The 13,310-nt window shown below is 53.1% G+C and carries 13 protein-coding genes; 2 read left to right on the top strand and 11 right to left on the bottom strand.

Annotation, left to right across the window (positions count from 1 at the left end; translation table 11 throughout):
- On the top strand, positions 1–1,194 hold the full coding sequence (locus D6694_13870; GenBank protein RMH36560.1) for an aldehyde dehydrogenase family protein: 1,194 nt from the start codon (positions 1–3) through the stop codon (positions 1,192–1,194).
- A 63-nt stretch (positions 1,195–1,257) separates the two neighbouring features.
- On the opposite strand, the gene purH is transcribed toward D6694_13870, so the two are convergent.
- From purH to aroQ, 9 genes are all read right to left on the bottom strand, one after another.
- Positions 1,258–2,838 (bottom strand): bifunctional phosphoribosylaminoimidazolecarboxamide formyltransferase/IMP cyclohydrolase PurH, encoded by a 1,581-nt coding sequence (gene purH / locus D6694_13865; GenBank protein RMH36559.1) that lies wholly within the window; start codon positions 2,836–2,838, stop codon positions 1,258–1,260.
- A 22-nt stretch (positions 2,839–2,860) separates the two neighbouring features.
- The gene (locus tag D6694_13860) at positions 2,861–3,145 is read right to left on the bottom strand and encodes a DNA-binding transcriptional regulator Fis (protein RMH36558.1); all 285 of its coding nucleotides are present in this window, start codon (positions 3,143–3,145) and stop codon (positions 2,861–2,863) included.
- Positions 3,146–3,147: 2 nt separating this feature from the next.
- Positions 3,148–4,167: a tRNA dihydrouridine synthase DusB gene (gene dusB / locus D6694_13855; GenBank protein ID RMH36557.1), complete on the bottom strand. Its 1,020-nt coding sequence runs from the start codon at positions 4,165–4,167 to the stop codon at positions 3,148–3,150.
- A 74-nt stretch (positions 4,168–4,241) separates the two neighbouring features.
- Positions 4,242–4,892 (bottom strand): transcriptional regulator, encoded by a 651-nt coding sequence (locus D6694_13850; protein RMH36556.1) that lies wholly within the window; start codon positions 4,890–4,892, stop codon positions 4,242–4,244.
- Positions 4,889–6,325 carry a DUF3426 domain-containing protein gene (locus D6694_13845; protein RMH36555.1) on the bottom strand — a complete coding sequence of 479 codons (1,437 nt, stop codon included), beginning with the start codon at positions 6,323–6,325 and terminating at the stop codon, positions 4,889–4,891. Before D6694_13845 ends, D6694_13850 begins: the two co-directional genes overlap by 4 nt.
- A 52-nt stretch (positions 6,326–6,377) precedes the next feature.
- Positions 6,378–7,265 carry a 50S ribosomal protein L11 methyltransferase gene (locus D6694_13840; protein RMH36554.1) on the bottom strand — a complete coding sequence of 296 codons (888 nt, stop codon included), beginning with the start codon at positions 7,263–7,265 and terminating at the stop codon, positions 6,378–6,380.
- Between the two features lie 2 nt (positions 7,266–7,267).
- The gene (gene accC / locus D6694_13835; GenBank protein RMH36553.1) at positions 7,268–8,626 is read right to left on the bottom strand and encodes an acetyl-CoA carboxylase biotin carboxylase subunit; all 1,359 of its coding nucleotides are present in this window, start codon (positions 8,624–8,626) and stop codon (positions 7,268–7,270) included.
- Positions 8,627–8,640: 14 nt separating this feature from the next.
- Positions 8,641–9,105: an acetyl-CoA carboxylase biotin carboxyl carrier protein gene (locus tag D6694_13830; GenBank protein ID RMH36552.1), complete on the bottom strand. Its 465-nt coding sequence runs from the start codon at positions 9,103–9,105 to the stop codon at positions 8,641–8,643.
- 22 nt (positions 9,106–9,127) lie between these two features.
- Positions 9,128–9,568: a type II 3-dehydroquinate dehydratase gene (aroQ, locus tag D6694_13825; protein ID RMH36551.1), complete on the bottom strand. Its 441-nt coding sequence runs from the start codon at positions 9,566–9,568 to the stop codon at positions 9,128–9,130.
- Between the two features lie 178 nt (positions 9,569–9,746).
- On the opposite strand from aroQ, the gene msrB reads away from it, so the two are divergent.
- Positions 9,747–10,121, top strand: coding sequence for a peptide-methionine (R)-S-oxide reductase (gene msrB, locus D6694_13820; protein RMH36550.1), 375 nt, complete (start codon positions 9,747–9,749; stop codon positions 10,119–10,121).
- Here msrB and D6694_13815 read toward each other — a convergent pair.
- Together D6694_13815 and dsbD are read right to left on the bottom strand one after the other, a co-directional pair.
- The gene (locus tag D6694_13815; GenBank protein RMH36549.1) at positions 10,092–11,483 is read right to left on the bottom strand and encodes a M20/M25/M40 family metallo-hydrolase; all 1,392 of its coding nucleotides are present in this window, start codon (positions 11,481–11,483) and stop codon (positions 10,092–10,094) included. The two genes, msrB and D6694_13815, sit on opposite strands and share 30 nt — an antisense overlap.
- A gap of 48 nt (positions 11,484–11,531) precedes the next feature.
- The coding region (dsbD, locus tag D6694_13810; protein ID RMH36548.1) for a protein-disulfide reductase DsbD at positions 11,532–13,310 on the bottom strand (1,779 nt) is incomplete at its 5' end.

Raw genomic sequence — 13,310 nt, 5'->3', positions numbered from 1 at the left:
GTGTTACCGAGTGTGCTGGCCGTTCGCCATGCTAAGCGTCATTTGGCCAGATGGATGCGGCCACGTCGTGCGAGGCTCTCCCCTTTATTTTGGCCATCTCGGGCGATGATAGTCCCGCAGCCTTTGGGTGTTGTTGGTATTGTCGTCCCGTGGAATTATCCCTTATATCTCGCCGTTGGTCCTTTGGTCGGCGCATTGGCCGCTGGTAACCGTGTGATGCTAAAAATAAGTGAGTACACACCTAATTTTGGACGAGTGTTCGCTGAGCAATGTTTACACTACCTCGGTGACGACGTGGTTGGGGTCGTCAATGGAGGACCCGAGCAGGCGGCTGAGTTTGTTCGCTTGCCATTCGATCATTTGCTGTTTACTGGAAGCACACAGATCGGGCGGCAAGTGATGGCTGCAGCGGCTGACAACTTGACACCGGTCACCTTGGAATTGGGCGGCAAATGTCCGGTGCTGGTCGCTCAGGATGCCAATATGCGGTGCGCCGCGCGCCGCATTCTACAGGCCAAAATGACGAACGCAGGGCAAACCTGTGTGGCACCAGATTATGTGCTGGTTGAAGAAAGTGCGAAAGACGCATTGATCTCGGCAATGAAGGACATTGCACAGACGTCCCTATCCGCCCCGGGCGCGATACCCGCCTGCATTATTACAGAAAAGCATTGTCAGCGCTTACACGCGCTGCTTGAAACGGCCGAAGAAGATAACAAGGTTGAATGGCTGATACCGCCAGGACATGGGCGCGACATGGGGCTTGCGCTAGTCGATAATCCGCCGCTCGACGGCCCATTGATGCAAGAAGAAATCTTTGGCCCAGTTTTACCGGTCATCGGCGTCAGAAGTTTTAACGACGCGATTGATTTTGTCCGCTGTCGACCCCATCCCTTGGCTGTCTATGCATTTACCAATGATGCCAAAAAGATCCACGCAGTGCATACGGATATCCTGTGCGGAGGCCTTGTTATCAATGACTGCGCATTGCATGTTGTGCAAGATGCCCTGCCGTTCGGCGGTGTTCGGAGTAGCGGCATTGGTCAGTATCGAGGTGTTTACGGCTTCGAAACCTTCTCTAAATTAAAGCCAGTTTTCATTCAGTCGCGCGTCAGCCCGACTGATTGGCTATTGGGTCCGTCAAGCAAACTCAAAGCCCGCTTGACTGACTGGTTGATTCGTTGGGGGCGATGACGCGAGGATTGAAAGGCGCAGGGCGGCGGCTAAGCGCGCCGCCCTGTGATCTGATGTTTTTTGCTAGTGTCGGAAATGACGCATCCCGGTGAACACCATGGCAATATTGTGCTCGTTTGCGGCGGCAATCACTTCGTCATCGCGAATGGAACCGCCAGGCTGTATCACTGCGGTAATGCCGGCTTCGGCGGCGGCGTCAATGCCATCCCGAAATGGGAAGAAAGCATCCGATGCCATCACTGACCCGGCGACTTCTAGGCCTTCATCGGCCGCTTTCAGGGCTGCGATGCGTGCGCTATAGACACGGCTCATTTGACCCGCACCAATGCCAATGGTCTGGCCGTTGCGTGCGTATACAATGGCATTGGACTTGACGAATTTCGCCACCCGCCAAGCGAACAACAGATCGCGGAGTTCGGCTTCTGATGGGGCTCGTTCGGTGACGGTTTGTAGCCCTGCTTCGGCAAGGAGCGCCGTATCGCGCTCTTGCACCAGTACGCCGCCAGTGACTCGTTTGATGTCGAAACTCGACTCAGGGCTAGACCACTCTCCACAGGCCAGTACTCGGACATTGGGCTTGGTGGCGAGCACAGCCATGGCGTTTTCAGAAACCGTCGGGGCGATGATGACCTCGACAAATTGCCGATCGACAATGGCTTTTGCAGTTTCCTCATCCAATTGCTGATTGAATGCGATGATGCCACCAAACGCTGATGTGGGATCTGTTGCGAATGCACGCTCGTAGGCCTCGCGCAGTGTCTGAGCCACCGCCACACCACAGGGATTGGCATGTTTGACGATGACACATGCAGGCGCGTTGGAAAAGCTTTTAACACACTCAAGCGCGGCATCGGAATCGGCCACATTGTTGAACGACAATGGTTTGCCCTGCAGTTGGCGGGCCGTGGCTACGGAGGCTTCAACGGATTGCGGTTCTATGTAGAAGGCAGCCTTTTGATGGGGGTTTTCGCCATAACGCATGGGCTGCTTCAAAACAAATTGCATTGAAAGTGTCTCTGGGAACATACCACTTTCTGGACGTTCTTTTGATGCCAACACACGTCCAAGGTAGTTGGCGATGGCCGCATCATAGCGTGCGGTGTGGGCAAAGGTCTTCACCGCAAGTTTGAACCGTTCTGAATCTGTTAAGCCGCCATTTTGCTCGATCTTCTCTGCAACAAAGTCGTAATCGGCATGGTCGACGACAACCGCCACATCTTGATGATTTTTGGCAGCGGCACGTAACATCGTCGGCCCACCAATATCAATGTTCTCAATCGCGGTGGCCAGATCGCAATCTGGTCGGCTGACGGTTTGTTCGAACGGGTAAAGATTCACGACTAAAAGATCGATCGGTTGAATGCCGTGCGCTTGCATCACATCATCATCTTGGCCTCGGCGCCCTAGAAGTCCGCCGTGAATTTTGGGGTGCAATGTTTTTAAGCGACCATCCATCATTTCCGGAAAGCCGGTATAAGCGGACACATCAGTGACAGGAATGCCATTGTCTTGGAGTAACTTCGCAGTGCCACCAGTCGATAATATTTCGATGCCCTGTTGATGCAGTCGCTGGGCAAAACTGGCAACTCCAGTCTTGTCCGAGACGCTGATGAGCGCGCGCCGAATCGCACGGACGTTATTCATGCCTCACCTCGAATGTCGCAAGTTATTGAAAGATTCCGTAATGACGTAACTTTTTGCGCAATGTGCCACGGTTAAGGCCCAGTATCTTAGCCGCTTTTGTTTGGTTACCCTGTGTATAGGCAAGTACACTTTCGAGCAAGGGAGCTTCCACTTCCGCAAGCACAAGTTCGTAGAGGTTGCTTGGCACCTCGCCTTCGAGTTGAGCAAAGTAGTTTTCAAGCGCGATCTCTACGCATTTGCGAAGTGTGTGTTGTCGCGTGGTCCCAAAAAGTGGTTCACCTGATGTTTGTTTGGTTGTTGTTGTCATGGCTACGATCCTGTCATCACCGAATGTTGGCTAAACTCTGATGTTTCGCTATCTATCTGTTCGAGTTGGTGCAAAATAAATTGCCGTTGTTGTGACGCTGTTTCAATTTGGTTAAACGCCTTTTTCAAGGCCGCACCATTGCTTTCTTTTAACAAAAAACTGGTCATGTGTTTACGGGCGATTCGGACCCCCATGAATGGCCCATAAAACTGGTGCAGCGCGTTGACATATTCTGCCATTATCTGCCAGCGACTTTTCTGACAAAAAGTCGCTGGCGTTTTGTTGTTCAGCGCATCTGCTATTTGGGCAAACAGCCAAGGTTGGCCCTGTGCCGCTCGGCCTATCATGATCGCATCCGCGCGCGTGTAGTCCAAGACAAATTTGGCCTTTTCCGGGGAGGTGATATCACCATTGGCTATGACGGGAGTTGCCACGGACGAGACCACTTCCGCGATGGTGTCATATTCCGCCTCGCCCTGAAAACGATCGGCGCGTGTTCGACCATGGATGGTGATTGCGGCGACACCGGCTTGTTCGGCAAGTTTGGCAATGTGTCGTGCGTTTTTCTGATCGCGCGTTGGGCCGGTGCGCATCTTGACGGTCACCGGAACATCGACGGCATTGACAACAGCTTCAATAATTCGCGCCGCCTTGTCGGGCTCTGCCATTAGCGCAGAGCCAGCGGCTTTGCGGCAAACTTTTTTGGCCGGACAGCCCATGTTGATGTCTATTATTTGCGCGCCTAGCGAGACATTCGCACGCGCTGCTCGAGCCATCGACTCCGGTTCTGCGCCCACGATTTGAATCCAGCGAACCCCGGCTTCCCGATGGTGAGCAAGACGCCATTGAGTTTTGCGGCTATCCCACAGACCGGTGTCTGAGGTGAGCATCTCACCTATGGCTGCGCCAGCGCCAAATTGAATGGCAAAACGTCGGAAGACAACGTCCGTGACACCGGCCATTGGGGCTGCGATTAGCGGTGGCGAAATTGAGTAAGGACCGATCTTCACGACGCGACTCATTGAACTGTGGGGCGATAATTCTAACGCTGTTTGACGGGGAGGTGTAGTCAAAAATTGAACAAATTTTGCCCACATCAGGAGAGTGTTGGGGGATGGAAGCAATGGGCAAAGCGCACGAGGGTTTGTGTAGGCCCTTCATACTGAACATCGCCGACACGCCCGTCTCGGATGCGCGCACCGGCCCTGATGGCCGAGAAAAACTCAAAAATGCTTGCCATCACATTCACGTCAGCGGTCACCGGTACGGCTGACTCATCGACAAGCCATGCCAATTGGCCGTCTCGGATATGGATAAGCACCATGGGCGAATCTTCGAAACGAATTCGGAGATCCAGCTTTTGCGCCCGCTCAGGACGGAAAAATGCCTGCAGCCCTAATATGCCCCAGTGATTTTGTCGATACGTTGTCTCGTTTTGGCGATTTCTTATCCACTGCCAGCGAATGATGTCAAGCAGTAATGGGATGAGTGCCTGACCCGTTTCCGTCAAGCGATAGGTAGGATGTTCATTGCCGATGCGCTGTTGGCTGATAAGGCCGATCCGCCTTAGGTGCTTCAGTCGTTCTGCGAGAAGATTCGTCCCGATGCCCGGCAAAGCTTTTTGTAAGTTGCCATATCGGCATGGGCGAATGGCTAGTTCGCGGATGATGAGCAGTGTCCAGCGTTCGCCGATGTCATCCAGCGCCTGTGCAATCAGACAGTCCTGAGCATAGGAGCGATGAGTCATTGGCGTGCCTGTGTCAGTCGGATTTCATAACTTGGCACATCAGGCAACGCAATGGCGAGGTCGAAGCCGATGTGTGCGGTTTGACCTGAAGGTAAAAGCCGCGGTGCGGCGGGCGCATATTCTTTCGGTGTGAATCGGCGGGCAGCCAGCACCTGCCCATCACGGTCGAGCACGGTCAATTCAATGTCAGGAAAAGGTTGGGCAAATGGCGCATCATTGCGCAGCTGCAGATCGAACCGCCACTGTTTTTTGTGCTCGGCTCGTTGTGTCAGAACATGGTTCAACACCACCAGTTTTTCAACATCCACCAAAGGTGGCAATGAACAATCCACAACATCACATATTGCCTGCATCCAAGAACGATGTTCAGGTTGGCGTTCCCATTTTGGCCAGGTGTGTCTGAGCCATTGCCCGGCCAGTAGTAGTGCCATCACAACGATGCCAATGGTGAGCCACGGACTGCTCGATGCGCTGGCATTGGCGGGCGTATCGTCTGTGATGTCCGTCTCGGGAGCGTTGTCAGGTATGAGTTCAAGGTCTTCCATAAGGATCGCCAACGCTGGATCGCTGGCCTTGGTATCCGAAAGCGGGCTGTTGTCTGCCTCGGGTACAGTCGTATTCTCATCACGTACGTCATCGGAATGCCCATGCTCGTCCTCGGACAAGGGCGCTGCTGCCACATCATTGAACAAGGCGTCGTCTTCGGAAAGGCTATCTGATGGTTCTTCGTGACGGTCATCAGGCGACGTTGAAAACGCTTCAGAAATGTGCGCTTCGGTGGACGTCAGAAAAGGCTCGGCAGAAGTGAGTGGCTCCGGATGTTCGTCTATCCAGTCGTTTGTCCCGGAAACATCAGCGACTTCGATCTCGGCGTCGGTCACACACGGCTCTTCTGATGCCACTGATGCCCTCTCTTCAGTTGGGTCAAGCGATGTTGCCTCCTCTGACACATCCTGTGTATTGTCAGGGACATCCTTGGTCGATAGCGTGTCAGTGACCATTTCTTTGTCAAGTAGGGTGGTGCCAGAGGCAGAGTCGAGCATGGCTTCAAGCGACAGCGCATTGTCCTGATCAGATGCTTCTGGGGCCACTTCCTGTTCGACATCCAAATCACCCAGTCCTTCGGCGGCGAGCGCTTCTTCGAGACTTTGTTCCAGACTTTCTGGATCTTCGATCGGCTCATCGTCCAAGTCACCGAGCATTTGTTCAATGGCCTGCTCCATATCCGCTGTGGTGGACGTCGGCGCGGATGTTTGAGCAGGACGTATCAGAAGTAATTCAGGGGCGACGACAAAATCAATGGCGTTGAATGTATGCAAACATGCGCCGCACCGGACTTCGCCTGCAGCCGCCTGCAGCTGCGCGAGGCTAACCCGGAACATGGTGCCACATTGCGGGCATCGCGTGACAGGACGGCGTTCGGAATCCGACATCGACTTTCCACTATTCCTTTTTAAAGTAAGCTATTTTTAACAAAGGGAGGCACTAGTGTCTACGACAACCCGTCAATAATGCCCAATCACCTTTGATGACAGGCGGGTTCATCACGAAATAGGCATCATAAATTTGGCTGATTTCATCGCTCTGCGTTGTCAATAGACCACTTAAGGCAATCTGTCCCCCTGCACGAACTCCTTGTGCCAACACTGGCGCCAGTGTTCGCAGTGGTTCAGCAAGAATATTGGCGAGCAAAATATCATGCGGCGCGAGCACTGGTAGATGGCGCGGCTCGAGCAATTGCCATGTCGTCTTGTCGAGCACATTATTTTTTTCAGCATTGTCTCGACTTGCGGTGATGGCCTGCGGATCGATATCAAGGCCAAGCACGTGATCAGCACCAAGCGCCGCCGCGGCAATCCCCAAAATCCCGGAGCCACAACCATAATCAATGACTGTTTTCCCGGTCAGGGATTGTGCGGCAAGCCATTCCAAGCACAGCGCCGTTGTTTCGTGTGTCCCTGATCCGAATGCCAGTCCTGGGTCGAGAAAAATATTCACAGCGTCCGGATCCGGAGGCGTGGTCCAACTTGGGACAATCCACAGGCTCGCGCCAAACCGCATGGGCTCGAAATGATCCATCCAAGCCGTCTCCCAGACACGATCCGGAAGTGATTCCGTGGCAATGTTATGTGCAACTTCAGGCCAGTTTTCCTGGAATTCGCGACAAATGCCGGCAAGATTGGCTTCTTGATCGAAAAGGGCGACCAGCACAACTTGGGCCCACAAAGGTGTTTCGCCTGGGGCAGGTTCCAAAATGGGCTGATCGGCCGCGTCCAGAAGCGTCACGGAAAGCGCGCCTTGGTCGAGTAACCAAGCTTCAATGGCTTCACAGTGATCGACGGTGGTCTGGATTTTGAGCTGTCGCCATTCCATGCTTACTTAATTATCTCCGGATGCTGAGAGAGATTTTGTTCCAGGTAGTGAATGTTCACGCCACCTTTTTGAAAATTGGTATCACTCATAATCCTTTTTTGTAATTCGATGTTTGTTTTGATGCCTGTGATGACGAGCTCTTCAAGTGCCATCTGCATACGCGCAAGGGCAACTTCCCGGGTTTCACCGTGCGTGATGATTTTGCCAATCATGGAATCATAATAGGGCGGCACTCGATAGCCGGCGTACACATGCGAGTCAACTCGCACGCCAGGACCGCCCGGCGCGTGATATCGTTCAATTTTGCCCGGAGAAGGCATGAACGTGTGGGGATCCTCGGCATTGATGCGACATTCTATCGCGTGCCCCCGCATGCGGACATCCTGTTGCTTGTACGATAATGGTTGCCCTTCGGCGACTTTGAGTTGTTCTTTAACGATGTCAATGCCAGTGACAAGCTCCGTGACCGGGTGCTCGACCTGGATACGGGTATTCATTTCAATAAAGTAAAATTCGCCTTTTTCGTAGAGAAATTCGAACGTTCCGGCACCAACATAGCCAATTTCCTTGCACGCCTGCACACAACGTTCCCCGATGTAGCGACGCATTTCTTCGGTGATGCCCGGCGCCGGTGCTTCCTCCACCACTTTTTGATGACGTCTTTGCATTGAGCAATCGCGTTCGCCGAGGTAAATGGCGTTGCCATGCATGTCAGCAAGCACTTGAATCTCGATATGTCGGGGATTCTCAAGAAATTTTTCCATATACACGGTGTCATTGCCGAACGCCGCTTTCGCTTCAGCTCGCGTGGTGGCAATGGCATCGATCAGTTCTTTCTCAGAACGAACCACCCGCATTCCTCGCCCACCGCCGCCGCCCGCGGCTTTGATAATCACGGGATAGGTGATGCGCTTGGCAATGGCTAAGTTTTCTTTGTCATCATCACCCAAGGGACCATCGGAACCGGGCACACAGGGGACTCCGGCTTTTTTCATTGCGGCAATGGCAGAGACCTTGTCGCCCATAAGTCGGATGGTTTCCGGGCGCGGTCCGATAAAGCGAAAACCACTGCGCTCGACTTGTTCAGCAAAATCAGCATTTTCCGCCAAAAATCCATAGCCTGGATGAATGGCCACAGCGTCGGTCACTTCGGCGGCTGCAATAATTGCGGGAATATTTAGGTAACTCTCTGTTGCCGGTGGCGGTCCAATACAAACCGACTCATCGGCCAGTCGGACATGCATGAGATCGGTATCGGCGGTGCTGTGCACAGCCACTGTTTTAATGCCCAGTTCACGGCAGGCGCGCAATATGCGAAGCGCAATTTCGCCACGGTTGGCAATCACGACTTTATCAAGCATCACAAGCTCCTTGCCTATTCAATGATGAACAGTGGCTCGTCGAATTCCACAGGTTGTGCATTTTCGACCAAAATGGCCTTGACCACACCGGCTTTATCCGCCTCGATCTGGTTCATCATTTTCATGGCTTCAATGATGCACAGCGTGTCGCCGACATTGACCCGATCACCGACTTCGACGAACGGTTTAGCGCCGGGAGAGGGGGCTCGATAAAAAGTGCCGACCATGGGCGAACGCACTACGTGTCCGGAAGGCATCTCCGTGTCATCGTCGTCCTTGGCTTGTGCTGACTCGGCCGTCGGTGCCGCAGTTGGCTGGCTGGCTGGCATCGGAGGCAAAGAGGTTTGCGGCACCGCGACAGATTGAATGGTGCCTGCCCGACTGATTCGGACGGATTCTTCACCTTCTTTAATCTCAATTTCGGCGATACCAGATTCTTCGACCAGTTCGATCAGTTTTTTGATTTTCCGTATGTCCATGGTGTTCACTCTCTTTAATGTGTCATGAAGTGAGGTACTTTTTAATGAATTTTGCGGCTAAAATGTAGCTATCTTCTTTAAACCCGCAAATGACGCCAAGGGCGATGTCAGAAAAATAAGAATGGTGTCGAAAGGGCTCGCGGGCATGCGGATTGCTTAAGTGCAATTCAATAAATGGTATGCGGACGGCGAGCAGTGCATCTCGCATCACCACACTGGTATGCGTCAAACCGGCGGGGTTCAGCATGATAAAGTCTATGTGCTCGCTTGCCGCCTGATGAATCCGTTCAACGAGCGCGCCTTCGTGATTGCTTTGATAGCAATGTAGCTCGATATTAGGACTGAGCTCCTTGGCCACTTGCTCGCGAATCGCTTGCAGTGTCACGTCACCATAGGTTTCCGGTTCGCGTTGACCGAGCAGATTCAAGTTTGGCCCATCAAGCAAAAGAACGCGTTTTTTCATTAGAACGTCGCCAATTATGCGCTTAAATGGCGCAGATATGAAAATATCTTGCTAAGAGCGATCATTCTTGCCAATAATTCACGAGGTGTCTAGCCTTTTTCGTCTTAATTTGAACAAGGTTAGACCAGTTTGTGCAAAATGTGCGCATGTTCTTGCCAGATACAAGTAGAAGTCGAGCATGAATAACAAAAAGATGACCGAGTTAGAACGGTGGGTGTGTTTTGAAAAGGGCACAGAACCCCCTTTTCAGAATGCTTACTGGAATTTTTTTGAACCGGGAGACTACCTTTGTCGAAATTGTGCGCAGCCACTATTTTCCAGCACATCGAAATTTGATAGCGGCTGCGGTTGGCCAAGTTTCGATCGCCCGATCGAGGCGCAAGCCGTGACGGAGCATTTGGACACCAGTCATGGCATGCGGCGGACGGAGGTGCGTTGCGCTAACTGTCATATTCATCTCGGCCATGTTTTTGATGACGGTCCGACCGAGACCGGGCGGCGCTATTGCATCAATTCTGCTGCCTTAATTTTTCGGGCTGCAGTCGATGGCTGACCATGGCGTAAATGCGCCGATAGGCCCAGGGAACACGATGGGCGACTCGAACCCATTGTTGCTCACGGCACTCACGCCAAAATAATAGTTGTCAATGATGATGTTGTTAAGCGTCCATTGCGTGCGCGTGCCGACTTCACGCATGTACTGCCATTGCGGCTGATCAGTACGGCGCCAATAAATCCGATATTTGGCCACTTTTGTTTTGTCATCGGCGTGGGGTTGCCAACACAATGTGGTATTGGCGGTCACCGCGCCAACGAGGGTCACGTTGATGGGCGGGGCTGGGGCCCAAGCCAATGAGGCGAGTGTGATGGTATTCAGCCGAGTGAGCTTGGCTGCGTAGTCGAAATTGACGCCGCTGACGACATCGCCATAGGCGACGCCGTTTTCCGTACGCACATTTTGATGTTGGCGGTGGTAATGCTCGTGCGCCTCCATCAGCCGGATGGCTGGGAAGCCCGCATCATTGAATGGGCGGTGATGGCCACCCCGTCCGAACCGGTCGAGGCGATAAATCAGCCATGTGTCCAGGTTGCTAAGATATTGATCGGCCAGTCGATCCACATAGCGCGCCAGGTTACGAGAAGGTGAATCAACTTCCCCGCCATGAAAACGCCGATAGCGAGCCATTTCAGGCGTTTCGTCGGCACGCGTGCCTTCGGAAAAAATCCGGGCGACGGTGTTGTCGATGACACCATCGATGCCTTCAATATTGCCGATCATATCGTTATTGATGACAGCCTCTATTCGCCAACCTCGCTGCTTGGCTGCTTGGGCAAGGATTTTGCCTCCATAAAGTCCCTGCTCTTCGCCGGAAAGACCAGCAAACACGATGGTTGCGCCGAATCTGTGCTTTGAAAGCACACGCGCGGCCTCGAGCACTGCGGCAAGCCCGGAGGCGTTGTCATTGGCGCCGGGTGCATCCGACTCGGCGTCCATCACATCGCTGGCACGGGAATCAATGTCACCTGTCATCATGACCACCCGCTTGGGATCTTTGGTGCCTGGCAGTATGGCAAGCACATTGACCACTTCGGTTGGTGTCGGAATGCGGCGGCCTTGCACCGTGGCGCTGACAGTTTCAACTTTCAGGCAACCGCCGCATTCAGCGGCGATGTTCTGAAACTGTCGCGCCAACCATCGACGTGCCGCCCCAATGCCGCGCGTTGGATGGTTGGCTTGGCTCAATGTGTGTCGCGTACCAAAATTGACCAATTGGACAACGTCTTGTTGTATTCGCTTAGCGTCGACCACGTCGGCAATGGTTTGCAGTTTTTGGTGCCAATCGTGGGGGGATGTGTCCGCCAAGGTCTGGCCAGTGATGCCCAAAAGTAATGTTCCGAAAATGAGTAATCGCATAATGTAGCCCCGTTAAAAAAAGTTTATGGGGCATCCATGCCGTTTTGCTTAGTCTTTAGAAAATGCTTCTTTCACACGTTCGGCAAATTGCTCGGGTGATAGATAACCAGTAATTCGGTGCCGTGTCAGTTCATTGCCATATTCATCAAAAAACATCATGGTGGGCAGTCCCGGCACATTGTAATGCTCAATGACGGCGATATTGTCCGGATCATCGGTATCTGACAAATCCACTTGCAACCACAGCATGTCTGCCATGGCGCTGCGTACGCGTGGATCTGGGAGTGTGTTGGCTTCCAGTTCGGTACAGGCGACGCACCAGTCGGCATAAAGGTCAACAAAGACACGTTGCTTGCGTGCCTTGGCTAAGCTCAGCTCAGTTTGTAGTTGTTTAAGCCCCTGTATGTGTTTGAATGGCAAAGCCGTGGTTGCGGTGTTGGCACTTGAGCTGAAAGAAAGAGGCCGTAAAGGATTCTGTTGGCCAGAAAGCGCACCTATCCATTGCATTGCGCCAACCAAAACCAGAATGATGCCAAGCGCCTTCCAGAACTTCCGAATGTCCATTTCAGGGCGAGCATCGAAAGCGCCAAGAAAGACGCCGGCAGCGATCGCCAGCGAACCCCACAGCGCCAGCACCAACGCCCCCGGCAGGAGTGGAGTGGCCAGATAGATGGCAACGCCCAGCAGGGCGACACCAAATGCTGATCGTACGCCCTCCATCCAACTGCCAGCCCGCGGCAACCAGCGCCCTTCCGACACACCAATAAGAATTAATGGCAGGCCCATGCCTTGTGCAAGAATGAACATGGCTAGTCCGCCAAGGACATAGTTCCCGGATTGAGCGATGTACAAAAGTGCGCCTGACAGTGGTGCCGTGACACACGGACTGACGACAAGGGCGGACAGGAGGCCCATGAGCGCAACCCCGACAAATGTCCCGCCCTGGGGTTTTTGGCTCATGTGATGGAGTCTTTGATGCCAAGCGGTGGGCAATCGAAGCTCGTAGAAGCCAAACATGGACAGGGCTAATGCGACGAAAATCACCACGCTAAAGCCGATGAACCATGGCGTTTGGAAAAAATAATTCAGTGAATGGCCAGCAGCGGCCGTCGCCAGTCCAATGAGGGTGTAGGTGATGGCCATCCCCTGAACATAGGTCAACGAAAGCCAGAAGGCACGGCGCGTGGACAGCTGCCCTTCTTGCCCGGCAATGATACTGGCCAACACTGGCATCATGGGAAACACACAGGGGGTGAAGGTCAGTCCAACGCCAAGGATGAAAAAGATCACCAGCGTCCAGAAGATATTTTTTTGCGTGAGCCAGTTCGCCAGTGCTCGATGATCATTGGCCAAGGTACCAAGGTTGGTTTTGTCACCTTTCGTCTGATCGTCCGTTAGGTTGTGGCTGCTCTCGTTTTCAGCCGCCACGTTTGTGGGCACTCTGGCGGGTAGCCCGTCAGGTGTCACCGGGCAGGTATACCATGGGCCAAATGCGGCGGTGGTCAGCGCGGGGTCATCCTTGTTTACCCATGCCAAGCGGCCATCATCTTGTATCTGTAAGTACCGGATCAGAGGGTTGTAGCATAGGCCCTTACCGCAGCCTTGATCACGAATGGCCAAAAGCGTCCCCGCTTTGCGTGCTTTCAAAGGCAGCCTGATTTCGACAAAATGGCGGTAGATATAAAGATCCTTTTTGAAATATTCGTCATAATGTGGTTCGCCTTCTGGGCAATCCGGAAAACCAATACGCCCGTCAGCCACTTTGAACTGAAATTGTTGCCGGTAGAGATAGTAGTCATCCGCAATCTGATAACGAAGCACAAGCTG

Source organism: Gammaproteobacteria bacterium, assembly GCA_003696665.1.
In the GTDB taxonomy this organism is placed as follows: Bacteria; Pseudomonadota; Gammaproteobacteria; order Enterobacterales.
This window is presented reverse-complemented; position numbering and strand designations above follow the sequence as displayed.

Coding starts and splice junctions, on each gene's coding strand:
- purH (RMH36559.1), bottom strand. CDS start 2,838: ATGAATAACGTCCGTGCGATTCGGCGCGCGCTCATCAGCGTCTCGGAC.
- D6694_13860 (RMH36558.1), bottom strand. CDS start 3,145: ATGACAACAACAACCAAACAAACATCAGGTGAACCACTTTTTGGGACC.
- dusB (RMH36557.1), bottom strand. CDS start 4,167: ATGAGTCGCGTCGTGAAGATCGGTCCTTACTCAATTTCGCCACCGCTA.
- D6694_13850 (RMH36556.1), bottom strand. CDS start 4,892: ATGACTCATCGCTCCTATGCTCAGGACTGTCTGATTGCACAGGCGCTG.
- D6694_13845 (RMH36555.1), bottom strand. CDS start 6,325: ATGTCGGATTCCGAACGCCGTCCTGTCACGCGATGCCCGCAATGTGGC.
- D6694_13840 (RMH36554.1), bottom strand. CDS start 7,265: ATGGAATGGCGACAGCTCAAAATCCAGACCACCGTCGATCACTGTGAA.
- accC (RMH36553.1), bottom strand. CDS start 8,626: ATGCTTGATAAAGTCGTGATTGCCAACCGTGGCGAAATTGCGCTTCGC.
- D6694_13830 (RMH36552.1), bottom strand. CDS start 9,105: ATGGACATACGGAAAATCAAAAAACTGATCGAACTGGTCGAAGAATCT.
- aroQ (RMH36551.1), bottom strand. CDS start 9,568: ATGAAAAAACGCGTTCTTTTGCTTGATGGGCCAAACTTGAATCTGCTC.
- msrB (RMH36550.1), top strand. CDS start 9,747: ATGAATAACAAAAAGATGACCGAGTTAGAACGGTGGGTGTGTTTTGAA.
- D6694_13815 (RMH36549.1), bottom strand. CDS start 11,483: ATGCGATTACTCATTTTCGGAACATTACTTTTGGGCATCACTGGCCAG.